This is a genomic window from Coriobacteriaceae bacterium (genome assembly GCA_025757745.1).
GTDB lineage: Bacteria > Actinomycetota > Coriobacteriia > Coriobacteriales > Coriobacteriaceae > Collinsella.
This window is the reverse complement of record CP107217.1, coordinates 481,204-498,328: the sequence shown is the minus strand read 5'-3', so window position 1 is coordinate 498,328 and position 17,125 is coordinate 481,204. Positions and strand designations below refer to the sequence as shown.

The 17,125-nt window shown below is 61.4% G+C and carries 14 protein-coding genes and 1 pseudogene; 2 read left to right on the top strand and 13 right to left on the bottom strand.

Going from position 1 to position 17,125, the window contains the following annotated elements:
* Nucleotides 1-333: 333 nt before the first annotated feature.
* The 3 genes and pseudogenes from mobB to moaA form a co-directional block, all read right to left on the bottom strand.
* On the bottom strand, nt 334-924 hold the full coding sequence (gene mobB, locus OGM60_02040; GenBank protein UYJ00141.1) for a molybdopterin-guanine dinucleotide biosynthesis protein B: 591 nt from the start codon (nt 922-924) through the stop codon (nt 334-336).
* A gap of 42 nt (nt 925-966) precedes the next feature.
* A pseudogene (locus OGM60_02035) lies at nt 967-1,440 on the bottom strand (cyclic pyranopterin monophosphate synthase MoaC).
* Nucleotides 1,441-1,639: 199 nt separating this feature from the next.
* Entirely contained in the window at nt 1,640-2,695 is a 1,056-nt protein-coding gene (moaA, locus tag OGM60_02030) for a GTP 3',8-cyclase MoaA (GenBank protein UYI99591.1), read from the bottom strand.
* 266 nt (nt 2,696-2,961) lie between these two features.
* Here moaA and OGM60_02025 point away from each other — a divergent pair, with 266 nt between their 5' ends.
* Nucleotides 2,962-4,308 carry an MATE family efflux transporter gene (locus tag OGM60_02025; protein UYI99590.1) on the top strand — a complete coding sequence of 449 codons (1,347 nt, stop codon included), beginning with the start codon at nt 2,962-2,964 and terminating at the stop codon, nt 4,306-4,308.
* 64 nt (nt 4,309-4,372) lie between these two features.
* A complete protein-coding gene (locus tag OGM60_02020) occupies nt 4,373-5,212 on the top strand; it encodes a MerR family transcriptional regulator (GenBank protein ID UYJ00140.1) in 840 nt (279 codons plus the stop codon).
* Between the two features lie 42 nt (nt 5,213-5,254).
* Here the strand turns inward: OGM60_02020 and OGM60_02015 are convergent, their stop codons facing one another.
* The 10 genes from OGM60_02015 to OGM60_01970 form a co-directional block, all read right to left on the bottom strand.
* On the bottom strand, nt 5,255-5,446 hold the full coding sequence (locus tag OGM60_02015; GenBank protein UYI99589.1) for a type II toxin-antitoxin system Phd/YefM family antitoxin: 192 nt from the start codon (nt 5,444-5,446) through the stop codon (nt 5,255-5,257).
* A 61-nt stretch (nt 5,447-5,507) separates the two neighbouring features.
* The gene (locus OGM60_02010; protein UYI99588.1) at nt 5,508-5,930 is read right to left on the bottom strand and encodes a PIN domain-containing protein; all 423 of its coding nucleotides are present in this window, start codon (nt 5,928-5,930) and stop codon (nt 5,508-5,510) included.
* Nucleotides 5,927-6,319, bottom strand: a complete 393-nt coding sequence (locus tag OGM60_02005; GenBank protein ID UYI99587.1) for a type II toxin-antitoxin system prevent-host-death family antitoxin — start codon at nt 6,317-6,319, stop codon at nt 5,927-5,929. Before OGM60_02005 ends, OGM60_02010 begins: the two co-directional genes overlap by 4 nt.
* 273 nt (nt 6,320-6,592) lie before the next feature.
* On the bottom strand, nt 6,593-8,821 hold the full coding sequence (gene ligA / locus OGM60_02000; protein ID UYI99586.1) for an NAD-dependent DNA ligase LigA: 2,229 nt from the start codon (nt 8,819-8,821) through the stop codon (nt 6,593-6,595).
* Nucleotides 8,822-9,068: 247 nt separating this feature from the next.
* On the bottom strand, nt 9,069-10,532 hold the full coding sequence (locus OGM60_01995) for a trypsin-like peptidase domain-containing protein (GenBank protein UYI99585.1): 1,464 nt from the start codon (nt 10,530-10,532) through the stop codon (nt 9,069-9,071).
* 208 nt (nt 10,533-10,740) lie between these two features.
* A complete protein-coding gene (locus OGM60_01990) occupies nt 10,741-11,403 on the bottom strand; it encodes a response regulator transcription factor (GenBank protein ID UYI99584.1) in 663 nt (220 codons plus the stop codon).
* A gap of 50 nt (nt 11,404-11,453) precedes the next feature.
* A complete protein-coding gene (locus tag OGM60_01985) occupies nt 11,454-12,791 on the bottom strand; it encodes a glutamine synthetase family protein (protein ID UYI99583.1) in 1,338 nt (445 codons plus the stop codon).
* Between the two features lie 134 nt (nt 12,792-12,925).
* A complete protein-coding gene (locus OGM60_01980) occupies nt 12,926-13,948 on the bottom strand; it encodes a LacI family transcriptional regulator (GenBank protein ID UYI99582.1) in 1,023 nt (340 codons plus the stop codon).
* Nucleotides 13,949-14,068: 120 nt separating this feature from the next.
* Nucleotides 14,069-14,800, bottom strand: coding sequence for a GntR family transcriptional regulator (locus OGM60_01975; protein ID UYI99581.1), 732 nt, complete (start codon nt 14,798-14,800; stop codon nt 14,069-14,071).
* Nucleotides 14,801-15,003: 203 nt separating this feature from the next.
* Nucleotides 15,004-16,953, bottom strand: a complete 1,950-nt coding sequence (locus OGM60_01970; GenBank protein UYI99580.1) for an NAD(P)/FAD-dependent oxidoreductase — start codon at nt 16,951-16,953, stop codon at nt 15,004-15,006.
* Nucleotides 16,954-17,125 lie beyond the last annotated feature (172 nt).

The window sequence follows — 17,125 nt, the reverse complement described above, 5'->3', positions numbered from 1 at the left end:
CTGCACGGACAGCGACGATTGAGGCTTTGAGAAAAGAGATGCGAGCATGGAGACTCCTTGTTTCATACGAATACGGGCGGTGGGCATTCGCCACCGTCTGTCAAATCAATCTATCCGCATGAAACATTAAGGACGCATCGAGCCCCTTTTCTCCGTTTTTCGCCCGTCATGAACTACTTGGTAGATTGTAAGGCATGTCCCGATAATCTACCAAAGCAAAAACCACCACAAAGGTGCCTGTCCCCTTTGTGGTGGAATGACGTTTGCCCAGATAAAACCTGCCAAAATAAACCTGTCCCTTTTTGGCACGTTATGACAGCGCAGCGTCAAGCCTTAAAGGTGATCTTGGATAAGGTCGCAGATGGCTCGAGCGTCGTTGATGTTGATGGCTCGGGTCGCAAAGCCGGCGTCGAAGGCCTGGCGTGCCAGGGCCTCGTTGCAGGCAAGGGCCAGCGTGTGACCGTCGACCAGGTCGAGCGAGCTCTTGCCGCGTAGACGGTCGACACCAGATCGCGCGACGACGATGTTGTCGAAGCCCTCGGTCTTGTAGCCCTCGATGATCACCACGTCGACATCGTTGTAGCGCGACAGCAGCTCGCGCGCGGTCATCTCGTTCTCCTCGCGCGTGTCGGCGTACTCCGCCCAACGCGTGGCGCAGATGAGGCCCACGTGCTTGGATCCGGCCTGGTGATGGCGCCAGGTGTCCTTAGCGGGCACATCGATATCAAAGCCATGATGCCCATGATGCTTGAGCGAACCCACGCGCAGACCGCGACGGGTGAGCTCGGCAATGACCTTCTCGACGAGCGTGGTCTTGCCCGAGTTTTGGTAGCCGATAAACGCGATCGCGGGGACGGCCGGTGTCGGAGCTGCGGGCGCGACGGCGACGGATGCGCTCGCGGGCGCGGCACCGTCAGCGGCCACGGCTTCAACAGCAGCGGCCTGACGCCCTGCGCGATCCCACACGCCCGAGCGGCCGCCCTCCTTGTGCAGCAGGCGCACGTCGACGATCTCCATACCGCGGTCGACCGCCTTGCACATGTCATAGATCGTGAGGCACGCGGCACTCGCGCCGGTCAGGGCCTCCATCTCAATACCCGTCTTGCCCGTCACGCCCGCCGTGACCAACACATGAAAGCCAACCTGCCCGTCCGCGCGCGGCGGCGCCCAGCCCTCGGGCACGTCCTCGGCAGGCGTCCCCGCCGGCGCGATAGGCTCGATATCGCACTTACTCTTGGTAATGAGCAACGGATGGCACATGGGGATGATGTCACTCGTACGTTTGATGGCCATGATGCCCGCAACGCGTGCGCAAGCGAGCACGTCGCCCTTTTTAGCGCCATCCTGCAGCACCATGGCCTGCGTCTCGGGGTGCATAAGAATCGTGCCCTCGGCGATGGCAATGCGATGGGTCTCGGCCTTGTCGGACACGTCAACCATGCGCACCTCGCCCTTGGCATCCACGTGCGTCAGCTCGTCGCGGCGGGCGTCGCGGGCGGGCTCGGCAACAGTGCCGGCGGACGGCTGTACCGCCGCGGACCCAGCGGTGTTGCTGGCAGCAGCCGTGGCTTTATGGGCAGACATCGCGGCCCTGCGAGCGGCCTTGGTGGCATCGGCGTACCTGCTCTTGGCCATATGATCATCCTCCGATTTGGGACATAAATCGTTGCGTGCCCTCAATTATCGCGTGTTCCTGCGGTTTGTGGGCCACAGCATCGCGCCAAATCGAAAGTACCTGCATATCATCACCACGGCGCAACGCCTCGCGCACCGAATACTCGGCATCGCTGAACAGGCACGGACGCACGTTGCCATCGGCCGTCAGGCGCAGGCGGTTGCAGCTCGCGCAAAAATGGTTGGACATGGCGCTGATGAAGCCGACCGTTCCCGCCGCGCCCGGAAAGCGCCAATAGCGCGCGGGGCCCGCGCCGGCAGGAGCGTCGGTGATGTCAAGCGGTTCGAGCTCGCCCAGACCCATCGCGGCGGCCCCGGCATTGACGCGCGCCCGCAGCTCGTCGCTCGGCACGCTGTCGCTCGCATCCCACAACTCGGGGTTGAGCGTGGGTGCGTGAGGGTCCACGGCGCAATGCGAGCTCGTGCGCTCGTCGCCGATGGGCATGTATTCGATAAAGCGCAGGTGGATGGGGCGGTCGACGGTCAGTCGTGCGAGGGCCGCCACATCCTGGTTGAGCCGGCGCACAACAACGCAGTTGACCTTAACGGGCTCAAAGCCCCAAGCCAGCGCCGCGTCGATGCCAGCCATGGTCTGCTCGAGTCGACCCAGGCGCGTGATCTTTCCAAACAGCGCGGGGTCAAGTGTGTCGAGCGAAATGTTGACGCGGTTAAGCCCGGCATCTTTGAGCTGCGGTGCCAGCTTAGGCAGCAGGGCGCCGTTGGTGGTAAGCGAGATATCCTCGATCCGCGGAATCGCGCGGATGTCGCGAATGAGCGGGATGATACGGCGACTGACCAGCGGCTCGCCGCCCGTCAGGCGCACGCGGCGAATGCCCTCCCCCGCCACCAAGCGCACAAAGCGGGCGATTTCCTCGGCACTGAGCAGCTCGTCGTGCGCGCGGGGTGCCACGCCATCGGCCGGCATGCAGTAAATGCAGCGGAAATTGCACTTGTCGGTAACGGCAATGCGCAGGTAGTTGATATCGCGACCAAAGCCGTCATGTTGCACGTGCCCGTCCACGCAGCCCTCCCCTCACGCCGGTCTTTATTCTTCGGGGAATATAGTACCGCACGGGAGGAATGGGTCGACATGTGTACGACACGACGCAGGTGAACGGCATTTCCAAGCGCAAACACGATCTGGCTCGGCCGTCCATATTCAATGAGGCATGCCTACGCACGCAACTTTTTTCGCCCCGCCGCCAACACAAACCTTGACTCTACAATCGTTGTAGGGTTTTCACTACACTGGTACGTAAACGACCCAAGCCAGAAAGTGCCCCGACCATGGAACACGACCTCACACGCGGAAATGTCCTCAAGACCATCGCGGTCTTTGCCCTGCCCTATATGCTCTCGTACTTTTTGCAGATGCTCTACGGCATGGCCGACCTGTACATGATGGGGCAGTTTAGCGGCGCCGCCGGCATCACCGCCGTGGGCAACGGCGCGCAGACGCTCTATATCATTACCGTGACGCTCGTGGGCCTGGCCATGGGAACGACGGTCATCGTCGGCCACGCCGTGGGCTCACGCCGCTTCGACCGCGCCGAGACCGCCATCGGCAACACCATCACGCTGTTTATGGGCGTCTCGGTGGTACTGGCCGCTGTCCTGCTCGCACTGTGCCCGCAGATCGTGGCACTCATTGGCACGCCGGCCGAAGCGGTCGAAGCCACCGCCGCCTACCTGCGCATCTGCTTTGTCGGCATTCCGTTTATCGCCGCGTACAACATCCTCTCTGCCATCTTTCGCGGCCTGGGCGATTCACGCTCGCCCATGTACGTGATTGGCGTGGCGTGCATCATCAACATCGCGCTCGACTTTCTGTTTATCGGTCACATGGGGCTTGGTCCCGTGGGCGCGGCGCTCGGCACGGTCATCGCGCAGACGGCGAGCGTGGCCCTCGCGCTCGTGTGGCTCAAGAGCCGCCGTACGCACATTCACCTCAAGCGCAGCGACCTGCGCCCCCAGCCCGAAGTGCTCGGTAGCATCCTTAAGATCGGCGTGCCCGTGGCCGTGCAGGACGGCTGCATCCAGGTGGCGTTTATGTTTATCACCGTCATCGCCAACCATCGCGGCCTGGTCGACGCCGCCGCCGTGGGCCTGGTCGAAAAGATGATCAGCTTTTTGTTTATCGTGCCGAGTTCCATGGGCGCTACCGTCAGCGCGCTCACGGCGCAAAACGCCGGCGCGGGCAAGGGCGACCGCGCGCGTCAGGTACTCAGGGACGCCATGACCATCTCGGTGGTGTACGGCTGTCTGATCACGGTGCTGATGTGGCTGGTGGCGCCGGCGTTTATCGGCTTTTTTGCCAAGGACCCCGCGGTGGTCGCGGCCGGTACCGGCTATATGCACAGTTATATTTTCGACGCAATCTTTGCCGGCATCCACATTTGCTTTAGCGGCTTTTTCGCTGCATACGGCAAGAGCTACATCGGCTTTGCGCACAACGTGCTGGCCGTGGTGCTCATTCGCGTGCCCGGCGCATGGCTGCTGTCGAACGCCTATTCCGACACGCTGTTCCCCATGGGCATCGCCTCTCCGTGCGGGTCGATTCTGTCGGCAGTCATCTGTGTTATCGCGTTTACCGTGCTCAACCGGCGCGGGGCTTTTGACAAGCTGTTGGCGTAGCGAGGCGACACATGCCTAGCGCCTCTCCCCTGTTTTTACCGAAAGGAGCGGTCCTGTGACCGACATGCCAAGTGAACACACCGAGGGCCTGCTCCGCATTGGCGAGGTGGCGCGCTTGCTCAATTTGAGCGTGGGCACGCTGCGCCATTACGAGCAGATGGGGCTGTTGGAGCCGGCATATGTCGATCCGGCAAGTGGGTACCGCTACTACGGATCGCGGCAGCTCTCCACCCTCAACACCATCGGCAACCTGCGCGTTCTCGACCTGCCGTTGACGCAAATTCGCGAGTTTGCCACTACGCGCGATATGGATTTGATGCAACGGCAACTGACCAAGCAGCAGGAGTTAATTGAGCACAGGCGGCGTGAGTTGGAGCGCATGTCGCGCAAGATTGACCAGCGGCTTGCCTTGCTTCGTGGCGCTTTGAATGCCGATCTCGACACCATTAGCGAAATCGAGGAACCCGAACTTCGCTGCGCCACGCTGCACGAGCGCGTCAATCCCACCGACGCCTATTCGCTGGGATGGCATATCCGCCAGCTTCAGCAGGGACAGCACGAAACTTTTGCCTATCTGGGCAATCTGGGCGTCGGGATCAGCGCCGAGCGTCTGGCCGCCGGCGATTTTGATGGCTACGACGAGGTCTTTCTGCTGCTCGATGACACCGATGATTACCTGGGCGATGTCGAGACGCGACCTGCCGCGCGCTGCCTGACCCTAAGCTTCCGCGGTACACATGGGCAAGCAGTCCCACGTTACGAGCAGCTGCTCGGCTACATGCACGAACACAACCTGACGCCCGCCGGCCCCTCGCGCGAGATCGCCCTCATCGACGACATCATCAGCGATGATCCCACAACCTACGTGACGCAGATCACGGTGCCGGTCGCTCCGTCCAAATAAGAACTGCCTAGAAAACGTTCAGCTGTAGGCAGAATCTTAACGTTATAGGTCATATTTTGTCTCAAGGTCATCGAGAGTCTCAAAGGCATCACGTGCCGTGCCAGCAGCACGCTCCCGTTCGGCCACAGCTATACGAGCCATCAGACGAGCCTTAGCCTGTTCCTGAACCATGAGCTCGTAGTCCTCGGATCGAAGTACGACAAATTTGCTATAGCCGTTTTTTGTAACAGTCACTGGGCCGAGAGCCTCCCAACAAGCTCGCTAAACGTCGGGGACACGCCCCGGCGTGGTGGTTTTACTCCTCCGGAATCGGAAACGCCCGGATGAACTCTGCGGGCGAGAAGGTCTTGATGGTCGAGCGCACAAAAGCGGCTCGATCGCGCGTGATGATAAAGTCCACGCCGGCACGCTCGGCCATCGCACGGATACAGCCGTCCTCAAAGTCCGGCTCATCGGAATAGGCAGAGGTAAAACAAGCTTCTTGGTCGAGAGGCTCTGGCGAGTAGCTCTTAAGGCAGTCGCGCACCACATCGCGGGCGCGCGCCTCGCCGGCCTGTTTAGTGAGAATGTAATACGCGTCCTTGAGAGAGCAGGCCGAAACAACGCCCTCGATAAGCCCCACGTCAACAAGCCCCTTGATGGTTTGCGCCGCCCCATGCTCCGGCCGACCCGAAAGCACGCAATCGAGCAGAAAATTGGTATCGAGAAATGCTCTCATAGGTAGCGCTCCCTCGCGACGCGCTTTTCATCTTCAACCGTCATCGTATCGAGCGGCGTTCCTTTTGGCATTTTGGCCACGATATCGAGATACTCCTGGTAGTCCTCATCCTCCGCGAGCATTTCGCGAATCTCCTTCCAGGTGATCTTGGGATGCCACATCGTACCCACATCGCGCTTGGGCCTGCCCGCGTCGCGCGCCGGCTTTGCGACCCCACGCTCCTGAGCAGCGTCATATTCCACCGCAACTGGGCTTTTATAGTCGAGTGGCACGATCTTGAACAACGGTTTGCTCCGCTTGAAGACCACAACCTCCTCGCCCTCATTGGCAACCTTTTCGGCCACCTGCGTAAGGTTTTGGCGCAGTTCCGAAAACGCGACGGTAACCATAGCGGCTCCTCTCAACATATATCTTCACTGCTTAGTATACACGTTAATGTTAATGTTAACGTGTATAAAAATCACCACAATGGAGGCAATCAACCATTATGGGCCCCTCTGCTCTGCATGAATCTCTTATCGCTCCGGGACGGCACCGGTCCGCAGGATCACCCTCAGCAACCTACATGACGCAGATCACGGTGCCCGTCACCGCACCCAAATAAAAACCTCCCAGAAAGCATCGAACTTTCCGGGAGGTTTCTCAATTTGGTTATCGGTGCCTTAAGCCTGGGGCACCTCACCGGTAGCTAAAATCTGCTCGAGTGCGTCCTCGTCCAGCACGGGCACACCCAGCTGCTCGGCTTTGGTGAGCTTGGAGCCCGCTTTGGGGCCGGCGACCAGATAGCTTGTCTTCTTTGACACGCTGCCCGAAACCTTGGCGCCGAGCACCTTGAGCGCCGCACCCGCCTCGTCGCGGGTGCGGTTGACGAGCGTGCCGGTGAGCACGAAGGTCAGACCCGCAAGCGGCTGTGCGTCAGCAAGCTCACCCGCCACGCCAGCGTTGGCTGCGGCCTGCGCATGAGCGGCGCCTAGGTCAACCTCGAGCGGCAGGCCCGCCTGGCGCAGGCGCTCCAGCACGGCAAGGTTCTCGGGCACGGCCAGGAACTGCTTGACGCTCGCCGCAATCTTGGGACCGATGCCCTCGCACTCGGCAATATCCTCTTCGCTCGCCAAGATGAGCTTGTCAATCGACAGGAATCGCTCGGCGATGACCTCGCCCACGCTCTTGCCCACGTGGCGGATGCCCAGGGCAAACAGCACGCGACCGAGCGGCTGGCTCTTGGACTTGTTGAGCTCGGCGATGATTTTCTCGGCCGTCTTGAGGCCTACCGGAATGGGGTCGCCCTTCTTGACGCCCTTTTTGCTGTTGGAGCTGGCATAGGTGCGGCCCGTGTCCAGGCCGGCGATATCGTCCACCGTAAGCTGGTAGAAGTCCGCGACATCATGGATCAGGCCGGCGGCGATCATCTTGTCGACGATCTCATCGCCCAGGCCGTCGACGTCCATGCAGCCGCGGCTCACCCAGTGGAGCAGGCGCTCCTTGAGCTGTGCGGGGCAATCGATGGAGACGCAGCGGTAGGCAACCTCGCCATCCTCGTGAACCACGGGGCTGCCGCACACGGGGCAGGCCTCGGGCATGTGCCAGTCAACCGAATCGGCCGGGCGCTTATCGAGCACCGGGCCCACGACCTCGGGGATCACGTCACCCGCCTTGTGCACGATGATGGTGTCGCCCTCGCGCACGTTTTTGCGACGGATCTCGTCGATGTTGTGCAGCGTGGCGCGCGCGATGGTGGAGCCGGCAACCGTCACCGGGTCGAACTCGGCGACCGGCGTGAGCACACCGGTGCGACCCACCTGGATGCGAATCACGCGCAGGACGGTCTGCTTTTCCTCGGGCGGGAACTTAAAGGCAATGGCCCAGCGTGGTGCGCGGGCGGTAAAGCCCAGGTCGAGCTGCTGCTGGAAGCTGTCAACCTTTACGACCACGCCGTCGATATCGTAATCCAGGTCGCCGCGGTGCTCGAGCGCCTTGGCACAGAACTCGTGGACCTCGGCCGGCGTAGCACAACGGGCCACGTTGGGGTTGACGCTAAAGCCGGCACTGCGCAGCCAGTCCAGAAACTCGCGCTGGCTGTGGACGTGCAGCGGGTCGGTATCGGCGATGGCGTAGATAAAGGTGGCCAGGTCGCGGCGCGCCGTGATCTTGGGATCCTTCTGACGCAGGCTGCCGGCGGCAGCGTTGCGCGGGTTGGCGAAGGGGTCGCGCCCCTCGGCATCGGCCTCTTCATTTAGACGAACAAAGCTGCCCTTAGGCATGTAGACCTCGCCGCGCACCTCGATGGTACGCTCACGGTCGGCGCCCATGTGGGCGAGCGCTGCCTCGGACAGATGCATGGGCACATCCTTGATGGTACGCACGTTGAGCGACACATCCTCACCCGTGGTGCCGTCACCGCGCGTGGCGGCGCGCACAAAGGTGCCGTTTTGGTAGGTAAGCGCCACGCCCAGACCGTCGATCTTAAGCTCACAGGTATAGGTGACGCTGCCGGCACCGAGCGCATCCTCGGCGCGCTGGAGCCACGCGTCAAGTTCGTCCAGATCCATGGCATCGTCCATGGAATACATGCGCGCCATATGCGTGACCGGCGTAAACTGCTCGCTCACGTACCCACCCACGCGTTGGGTGTAGCTGTCGGGCGTTACCAAATCGGGGTAGGTCGCCTCGATCTGCTGGAGCTCAACAAGCATTTTGTCAAAGGCGGCGTCCGTGATCTCGGGCGCGTCGAGCATGTAGTAGCGATAGGCGTGGTAGTCGAGCTCGTGGCGCAGCTCGGCCGCACGCGCTGCCGCCTGGGCACGGGCATCGGCCGGCGCAGCGGTATCCGTGCTCGCGGGCGTTTCGGTATCGATGTCCACGCCGTCACCAAACAGGCTCGATTGCTCCATAGCGGCACTCCTTCGCTCGATTTCAAACGGATACAAGAGTACCACCGGTCACCATGCCGCCGAATAACCCTTTCGAACCGCACCGAATCGGCAGCCACCGGACCGGGATGGATCACGCGATCAAACCATGCTCTTGCCAGTTCTAAATGATCCGTTTTCCTCCGTCCCCAACGGATCAATAAGAAAAAAGGGGCTGCCCCGTGTTGATGGGACAGCCCCTCTGGCCTCGATATGTGCGAAAAGCTCGTTAGTAACCCTGACCGTAGCCTTGACCCTGGCCTTGCTGGCCGAGCAGCTCCTCCAGGTACTGGCGCAGCTGCTCGTCGGTAATACCGCCGTTGCCGGTGTCGGTCGAACTGTCGTCCTGCTGCTGGTTCTGCAGCTCCTCGTCGGAGCCCAGCTCGACAGTGACCTTCTTCTCCTCCTTGCCGCGCATGAGCGTGATTTCGACCTTCTCGCCCACCTCGTGGCTGCGCAGCGCAATGATCAGGCCATCGGCGCTCGTAATCTCGTCATCGCCCAGCTTGGTAATGACATCGCCCTCTTGGATGCCAGCCTTGGCGGCAGGACCGTCCTCGACGACGCTCGCCACGTACGCGCCGCTATCGGTGCTCAGCTTGTTGGTGCGAGCGTTGAGCGCGTTGACGCTCGAAAGCGTAGCGCCCAGGTACGGATGCACCGGCGTCTTGCCGTCGATGATCTGGTCGGCAATGTTCTTGGCATAGTTGACCGGAATGGCAAAGCCCACGCCCGAGCTGGAGCCCGAGTAGCTCTCGATGAGCGAGTTGATACCCACAAGCTCGCCGTTATCGTTAACGAGCGCGCCGCCGGAGTTGCCCGGGTTGATGGCGGCATCGGTCTGGATCATGTTGGCATAGATGGTGTTACCGTTGGTAGAGCTCATGGCCGTGGAGCGATAGAGCGCCGAGACGATACCCGTGGAGACAGACTGCTCGTTGCCAAACGGCGAACCGATCGCCATGACCCACTCGCCCACGTTGAGCTTGGAGGAATCACCGATCTCAATCGGCGTGAGCTTGGAGGCGTCAGCATCCTTGAGCTTGATGACGGCCAGGTCGCTCGAGGCATCGTTGCCCACGAACTCGGCCTCGTAGGTGGTGCCGTCGTCCATGGTAACCACGTACTGGTCATAGCCATCGACCACGTGGTTGTTGGTGAGGATATGGCCCTCGGTATCGAGCACAACGCCCGAACCGACGCTGCCCGAGCTGTCCGACTCGTCAGCAGACTGCGAAAGCGAGCCATTCTGGCCGCCGCTCGAAGTGGCGGTAATGGAAACCACGGAGGGCAGGGCCTTAGCAGAAACGGCCTCGGCCAGCGTGGTGTCCTCGGAGTCGATCGTGATCTTTTGCGTCGATGAACCCGAAGCGCCCGCCGTCACGGCATTCTTGCCGCCGCCAATGTTGAGCGTGCCGCTCATAATGAGCGCAATGACCAGCAGGGCGCCGCAGGCGCAGCCGGCAAGTGCCGTAATAAAGATCGGCAGCTTTTTGGTCTTGGTCTTGACCACCGTGTGCTTGTTCACGACCTGCTGGCCACCCAGCGGCTGGCCGGTCTGCGTGTCGTAGGCCTGCACGTAAGGAATGTTGTTGCCATCGGCAGGCGTCGACTCTACCTGCACACGCGGCTGCTGTTGGGTCTCGCCGGCGTTGCCCGCATCCTGGGGACGCTGGGAATCGTACTCGCTCATAGCTGCGATCCTTTCGTCAAATAACCAAAGGCCCGCCAAACATGTGGCGGGCCATCATTGTTCACGTTGAGTTGTACCCCAATATGCGGGCGCAAGTGTATGAGAACGCAATCTTTTAGGAAGGCTTAAGTTCTGCTGCAGATTCGAGAGGAACCCGCACCCGCGTCAAAACCACCACAAAGGTGCCTGTCCCCTTTGTGGCGGAAATCTAGTCCTTAAACAGATAGCCCACGCCGCGGACGGTGGTGATGTGTGCCGCGATCTGCGGGCCCACCTTGGAGCGGATGCGTCGAATGTGCACGTCGACGGTGCGCGTGCCGCCGCAGTACTCAAAGCCCCACACGCGGTGCAGCAGCACCTCGCGGCTGTAGGCGCGGTTGGGGTGCGTCGCCAAAAAGCTCAACAGCGAGTACTCCATCAGCGTCAGGTCGATGGGCTCGTTATCGAGCGTCACCTGGTAGGTGGCCAGGTTAATCTCGAGGTTATCGATGTTGAGCACATCGTCGGCGGTGACGGTCTCCTCCTCGCCCATCAGGCGCTGCGCGCGAGCCTTGAGCTCGTTGGGCGTCGCCGTGGGGCATACAAAGTCGGCATGCGCGTGATTGGGCAGGCGCAAGGTACCGAGCGCCTCGTCGTCGACGATCACCAGCATGGGAACGCCGCCGCGGTCGTCGAGCCATTTGGCAATCTGATCGATGCGGTCGCTGCGGATGCCATCGGAATCGAGGATCAGCAGGTCAAAGTCGTGCGCCGCAGTCGGCGAATCGGGGGTTGCCAGGCTCACCTCGACACCCAGGGTGGTCGTCAAGCTGCGGGCAAACTCGTGGAAGCGCGTCGTGCGCGCCATGAACAGGGCACTCTTTTCGGACATATCGGCCTCCAAAGAAATGAGCTCAATCGTACTGGAACAAGCCAGCGTGATTAGGAGTTCGCCAGGTAGTGCTTGATCTCCCACTCGGTGATCGTAGACTCAAACTTATGCCACTCGGCGCGCTTCTTTTTGAGGAAGAAGCTGTGGATGTGCTCGCCGAGGGCATCCTTCATAAACTGCGAGTCCTCAAACACGTCGAGCGCCTCTTTGAGCGAGCGCGGCAGCGGCGTGTAGCCGGCCTCGACCATCTGACGGTCGGTAAGTTTGAGCGTCTCGGCAGTTGCCTCGGGCGGGAGTTCCAGCTTGCGCTCGATGCCGTCCAGACCGGCCGCTAGCGTGACGGCGTTGACCAGGTACGGGTTGGCCATGGGATCGGGACTGCGCAGCTCGATGCGCGTGGACAGCTGCTTGCCGGGCTTGTAGACCGGAATGCGGACCATACTCGCGCGGTTGCGCAGGCCCCACGTGGCGTACTGCGGCACGGAGTCGCCACCCGTGGTGATGCGCTTATACGAGTTGACCGTGGGGTTAGTGATAGCGCTGATCTCGCGCGCGTGCGCCAGGATGCCGGCCATGTAGTGCTTGGCGATATCGGAGAGGTGGTACTTCTCGTCGTCCTCGCCCCAAAAGACGTTGTTGCCGTCGTGGTCGAACAGCGACTGGCACAGGAACATAGCACTGCCATCCTCACCCGCCAACGGCTTGGGCATAAAGGAGGCGTGGCAACCGCTCTCGTAGGCCTGCTGCTTAATGATGAGCTTGGCCGTGGTGATGGCGTCGGACATGCTCAGGGCCTCGGCATGGCGCAGGCTCATACCGTGCTGCGAGCGACCGGCAGCGTGGAAGGTGTACTCCACGGGCACGGACATCTTCTCGAGCGTGAGGACCGTGTTGCGACGCAGGTCGCGAGCGGCATCGCTCACCGAAAGATCGAAGTAGCCCACGTTGTCGAGCGGCTCGGGGGTGTGCTCGTCGGGGAAGTAGTAATACTCCAGCTCGGCACCCACATTGAGCAGGTAGCCGGCCTTCTCGGCCTTGCGGAACATGCGGCGCAGGGCATCGCGCGGATCGCCGGCAAACGGCTTGCGATCGGGAGTGCACACGTCGCAGAACACGCGGGCGACGCCGTTGTGGCTCGGGCGCCACGGCAGGATCTGGAAGGTCGAAGCATCGGGAAACGCCAGCATGTCGGCTTCCTCGGGCGTGGCAAAGCCCTCGATGGCGGAGCCGTCAAAGCCAATACCCTCCTCAAAAGCGACCTCGAGGTCCTCGGGGCTAATGGCAAAGTTCTTGAGGCGGCCGAGAATGTCGACAAACCACAGACGCACAAAGCGGATGTCACGCTGCTCTACGGAGCGGAGTACGTAATCGATGTTCTGCTGGTTCATGTCGCTCCCCTTTCTTTCGGGCGGGTTTCGACTGGTCTATATCGCAGATACTATCGCAGAAAAATGTTTCCGCAGGGTTAAAGCGTATCAAGCGCTCAAAAAACGTGCGCGAACAGGCAGTTGCGAACGAACGGCTAGCGCGAGGTCGAGGCGCGGTGTTCGATGTGGCCGGGGATCTCGATGCACTTGGGCGCCAGCTTTGCGGCCTCGCCCACGGTGGTGGTAACAACGTCGATGCGCTCGAACAGGCGCTCGACCACACGCTCGGCAATGGTGAGGGTGTCCTGCGCGGCCGTGGTCACACCGCCAAAGAGCACGTGGTTCCAGGGGTAATCGTCAAACGTCGCGATCTTGAGCCCCGCCGGCAGCGAGGGACCAAGCTGCGCCAGCGCCTCGGTCAGACGCAGGAAGACCAGGCCGTTGACGGCAATGAGGCCGAGTTTTTTGCCCGCATAGTCGCGGATGGTCTCGTCCAGGCGGCTGACGCCCGTGGCGCCCCCGTCGGCCAAGGTGATAACCTCGCCCGCAAGGCCACGGTGCGAAAGCTCGTCAGTAAAGGCCTTGGCGCGCTCGCGACGCACGGGGCTGTCGTCGCTTGCCTCGGTGAGCATGCACAGGCGCTCACAGCCCGCAGCGGCGAGCTCGTCTACCAAGCCAGCGACCAGCTCACGGTTGTTAGATGTCACCAAGTCGATGCCGCCGTCGGCAACATCGCGGTCGAGCAGCACGACGGGCAGGCGCCCCGCGGCCGCGGCGATTGCCTCGTCATTGCCGCCACAGGTGTTGACGACCAGGCCGTCCACACCGGCATCGATAAGTCTGGTGAGTGACTCTGCTTCCTTGGCGGAATCATTGCCGCTAATGGCAGTCATGAGCGAGCAGCCGCGCGCGGCGGCACTGGCGGAAAGCCCTTCGAGCATGGCGCTGGAGAACGGGTTAGCAATGTCGGCCAAGATCACGCCGATGAGGTTGGTACGCGAGCTGCGCAGATTGCGCGCGGCGGCACGTGGACGATAGCCGGTGCGCTCGATAACCGCCGCGATGCGAGCACGGGTTTCCTCGGTCATCTGCCCGGGGCGGTTGTTGAGATAGCGCGAAACCGTGGCCGGGCTCACGCCTGCCTCGGCGGCAATGTCCTTGATTCTCATCTGCGCCATAGCGCACCCCGTTTCCCAATTGTCGGCAGTCTGAGCCATTTTAGGCATTTATGCGAACTGCCTACGCCACCAGACCCGCAGAACGATCTTAATTTCACCGCAGCTAATAAAGGGCGCGAGTTAGATAGCCGAGTCTTTGGGCAGCTCGAAATAGTCGGGATGCAAGGCGATAACCGGGCCCTGCTCCTCGGGCATCAGATGCAAGTGCGTCTCTGCCAAATAGCTCGCCGTGTCGGTGTCGCCCTTCTTAATGGCCTCGAGAATCCGGCGATGCTGCCGACGAATCGGTTCCCAATCCAGATCCTGCGACACCATACGCAACCAGTTGTATCGCTCAAAATGCGTGTTGACGCTCTTCATCCAATCCCACAACATATGGCGGCCGGCAATCTCAAAACACGTCTCATGAAACAGGTTATCCAAGTCGAAAAAGCGACGCGTTTCGCGATAGTCGAGCGATTCGGACTCGGCAAGAATCTGCTCAAGCCGCTGCTTTTGCTCGGGCGTGGCGGCAGAGCAGCATTTAATAAGCACGCTTCTCTCGAGTTTCTCGCGCAAAAAGCAGGCGTTCTCGGCGTGCTCCATGCTGATTTTTGAGACATAGGTGCCGCTTTTGGGACGCGTTTCCACCAGCTCCTGCTCGCGCAGGCGCACAAAAGACTCGCGAATGGGCGTGCGCCCGATTCCTGTCTCCTTTTCCAGACCAATCGCCGAAAGGCGCGTGCCGGGTTTGAGCTCGGCATAGATAATCTTGGAGCGCAATGCGTTATATGCCTGATCTTGCAGGCTCTGATAATGCTGGTGTTGTTCCATAAAGCCCTCGGATGAAGCCCACTGTTTATCGAAATTCATCACGTAATACTATCGCATCCCCCATCCCCTCGGTTGCGGTGAAATAGAGACCGCTCGCGTCACCAGTGCCGTAAAAGCAAGCGGCGGCCGCCCCGAAACCCGGGGCGGCCGCCGCTTTTTGCTATCGAATGGTGCGAAGGGGTCAGGTGCCGATGCACCAAGTTGGTGCAAAGCAACCTGTCCCTCTTGCACCAGAGCGTTGACTAGAGTTCGCAGGCAACCTTGTAGCCGTCGCCAATGGCATCGCGGATGTTGCCACACTTCTGGGCATCACCCAGCACGTGGGCGGCAACGCCGGCAGCGGTAAGGTCATCGGCCAGCTTGGTATTGGGACGGTAGCCCATGGCAAGCACCAGCGTGTCGGCATCGGCGATAGTGTGGACCTCGCCGTCCTTCTCGTAACTGATGGTGTCCTCGGTGATCTCGGTCACCTTGGCCTCGGTCAGCACGTGAACGCCCTTGGAGAGCATGCGCGTGATGAGCACCGCGCGACCGGCGCCGCCCTCGTTAGCGGCGAGCGTCTTGGTCATCTCGATAACGGTGACATCGCGGTTGGCCGGCGACAGGTCGTTGACCAACGGGGCCAGGTAATCGGCCGTCTCGCAGCCAACGGTACCGCCGCCCACGATGACGATCTTCTTGCCCGGGAAAGCCTTGCCGCCCAGCAGGTCGTCGGCCGTCATAACCTGCTTAAAGCCCTGCATGAAGGCCGGAGCGATGGGCTCGGCGCCATAAGCCAGGACAACCTCGTAACCCGCGTAGTCGCGCTGAATGTCCTCGGCGGAAAGCTCGGTACCAAAGACGCACGTGACGCCGGCCTCGGCCAGGCGACGGTACTGATACTTGATCACGCGCGTGAGCTCCTGCTTTGCCGGCGGAACGGCCGCGATGCGCATCTCGCCGCCCGGCTCGTCCTGCTTATCCACGAGCACCACGTTATGGCCACGCTTGGCGGCAATGTAGGCCGCCTCCATACCCGCAGGACCAGCGCCCACAACCAGTACATTCTTGGCCTCGGCGGCAGGCTCGTAGCCGGCCTCGTCGCGCTCCACGTCCGGGTTGACGGTGCAGGAGATGCGCTTGCCAAACATGATGCCGTTCAGGCAGCGCAGGCAGCCAATGCAGGGGCGGATATCATCGGCATTGCCGGCAGCGGCCTTGTTGCAGAACTCGGCATCGCACAGATTGGCGCGGCCCATCATGCAGATGTCGGCAGCGCCGTCCTCGATCAGCTCCTCGGCAATCCATGCCTCATTGATGCGGCCGACGGTGGCGACGGGAATGTTCACATGCTTCTTAATCTCGCGCGAGCAGGCGGCGTGCGAGGCCTGCTGCGTGCCGGCGGCGGGAATCGCAGAGCCGCGCTTGATGGTGGTGCCGCCCGACACATGGATCATGTCGACGCCGGCCTTCTCCAGACGACGCGAGACGTAGATCATGTCGTTGAGGGTCAGGCCGCCATCGGTGTACTCGTCGCCCGAGATACGGACGTCGATGATGAAGTCCTGGCCGCAGCGCTCACGAATCTCGGCGATAACCTCGAGCAAGAAGCGCATGCGGGCGTCGAGCGAGCCACCGTACTCGTCGGTACGCTTGTTGTAGAGCGGGGTCAAAAAGCCGCCGAGCATACCGTGGGCGTGCGCCGCATGGACCTCGACGCCATCGACGCCGGCCTTCTGCATGCGCACGGCAGCGTCGCCGAACTGATGCGTGAGCTCGTGGATCTCGTCGACCGTGATGGGGCGCGGCGCCTCGCGGGCATAGGACGGGCCCACAAAGGACGGGGCGATGAGGCGCGGCGTGCCCGGAATGTTAAAGGCCATGTAGGCGGGGTGGAAGAGCTGCGGCATGATCTTGCAGCCATACTCGTGGACGGCGGCGGCGAGCTTTTCCCAGCCGGGGATAAACGTGTCGTCGTAGCAGCACATGTCACCCGGCAGATAGGTATAGGTGGGCTCGACCGTCACGACCTCGGTGATGATCAGGCCCACGCCGCCCTTGGCACGGGCGCGGTAGTGGTCGACCAGGTCGTCGGTCACATAGCCGTGGTCGGCCAGGTTGGTAGACACCGGCGGCATAAAGACGCGGTTCTTGACCTCGGTCGTACCGACCTTGATCGGACTAAAGAGCATCGGGTAGGCGGATGACTCCATGCAGGCTTCCTTTCGTTTGAGCCGCTCGGCGGCAGTTGCTAACGTACCTATCGTATCAGTAACCGCCGCATTCGCACTCGCTCGCACTCCCCACCTTCAATCCCGACCCTCATAAAAAAGTTGCGGTGGAATACGGAGTAGATGAAGCTTTTGACAGGCAAAACAGTCCGTA

What these genes read in the sequence shown, in the direction of transcription:
- OGM60_01995 (UYI99585.1), bottom strand. Translation starts at nt 10,532, where the DNA reads ATGAGCGAGTACGATTCCCAGCGTCCCCAGGATGCGGGCAACGCCGGC.
- OGM60_02020 (UYJ00140.1), top strand. Translation starts at nt 4,373, where the DNA reads ATGCCAAGTGAACACACCGAGGGCCTGCTCCGCATTGGCGAGGTGGCG.
- OGM60_01980 (UYI99582.1), bottom strand. Translation starts at nt 13,948, where the DNA reads ATGGCGCAGATGAGAATCAAGGACATTGCCGCCGAGGCAGGCGTGAGC.
- OGM60_02005 (UYI99587.1), bottom strand. Translation starts at nt 6,319, where the DNA reads ATGGTTACCGTCGCGTTTTCGGAACTGCGCCAAAACCTTACGCAGGTG.
- ligA (UYI99586.1), bottom strand. Translation starts at nt 8,821, where the DNA reads ATGGAGCAATCGAGCCTGTTTGGTGACGGCGTGGACATCGATACCGAA.
- OGM60_01975 (UYI99581.1), bottom strand. Translation starts at nt 14,800, where the DNA reads ATGAATTTCGATAAACAGTGGGCTTCATCCGAGGGCTTTATGGAACAA.
- OGM60_02010 (UYI99588.1), bottom strand. Translation starts at nt 5,930, where the DNA reads ATGAGAGCATTTCTCGATACCAATTTTCTGCTCGATTGCGTGCTTTCG.
- OGM60_01970 (UYI99580.1), bottom strand. Translation starts at nt 16,953, where the DNA reads ATGGAGTCATCCGCCTACCCGATGCTCTTTAGTCCGATCAAGGTCGGT.
- OGM60_01985 (UYI99583.1), bottom strand. Translation starts at nt 12,791, where the DNA reads ATGAACCAGCAGAACATCGATTACGTACTCCGCTCCGTAGAGCAGCGT.
- OGM60_01990 (UYI99584.1), bottom strand. Translation starts at nt 11,403, where the DNA reads ATGTCCGAAAAGAGTGCCCTGTTCATGGCGCGCACGACGCGCTTCCAC.
- OGM60_02025 (UYI99590.1), top strand. Translation starts at nt 2,962, where the DNA reads ATGGAACACGACCTCACACGCGGAAATGTCCTCAAGACCATCGCGGTC.